Source organism: Clostridioides sp. ZZV14-6009, from assembly GCF_020658095.1.
GTDB lineage: Bacteria > Bacillota > Clostridia > Peptostreptococcales > Peptostreptococcaceae > Clostridioides.
In genome coordinates this window covers 1-887 of sequence record NZ_JAGWDG010000044.1, presented here as the reverse complement: position 1 = coordinate 887, position 887 = coordinate 1, and the positions used below count along the sequence as shown (strand labels likewise).

The following is an 887-nucleotide window of genomic DNA, read 5'->3' as shown; positions in this document are numbered from 1 at the left end:
GGAGCAATATTAGTTTGTTCAGCAACAGATGGACCAATGCCACAAACAAGAGAGCATATACTATTATCAAGACAAGTTGGTGTACCATATATAGTAGTATTCTTAAACAAATGTGACATGGTAGATGACGAAGAGTTATTAGAACTAGTAGAAATGGAAGTAAGAGATTTATTAACAGAATATGATTTCCCAGGAGATGATACTCCAATAATAAGAGGGTCAGCATTAATGGCATTAGAAGATCCAAAGAGCGAATGGGGAAATAAAATAGTAGAATTATTCGAGCAAATAGATGAATATATACCAGCACCAGAAAGAGATACTGACAAACCATTCTTAATGCCAGTAGAAGACGTATTCTCAATCACAGGAAGAGGAACAGTTGCAACAGGAAGAGTGGAAAGAGGAGTATTAAAAGTACAAGACGAAGTAGAATTAGTAGGATTAACAGAAGCACCAAGAAAAGTAGTAGTAACAGGAGTAGAAATGTTCAGAAAATTATTAGACCAAGCACAAGCAGGGGATAATATAGGAGCATTATTAAGAGGAGTACAAAGAAACGAAATAGAAAGAGGACAAGTACTAGCAAAAACTGGATCAGTAAAAGCACACACAAAATTTACTGCAGAAGTATATGTACTTAAAAAAGAAGAAGGTGGAAGACATACACCATTCTTTGATGGATATAGACCACAATTCTATTTCAGAACAACAGATGTAACAGGAGCTTGTAAGTTACCAGATGGAATAGAAATGGTAATGCCTGGAGATAACGTAACAATGGAAGTAGACTTAATAAACTCAATAGTTGTAGAAGAAGGATTAAGATTCTCAATAAGAGAAGGTGGAAGAACAGTAGCTTCAGGAGTTGTTGCTACAATAATCGA

General features: G+C 35.3%; 1 protein-coding gene. It reads left to right on the top strand.

Annotated elements, in window-relative coordinates:
- Positions 1-887, top strand: an 887-nt coding sequence (locus KGF36_RS19850; RefSeq protein ID WP_227850941.1) for an elongation factor Tu, incomplete at both ends; no start/stop codon positions are given.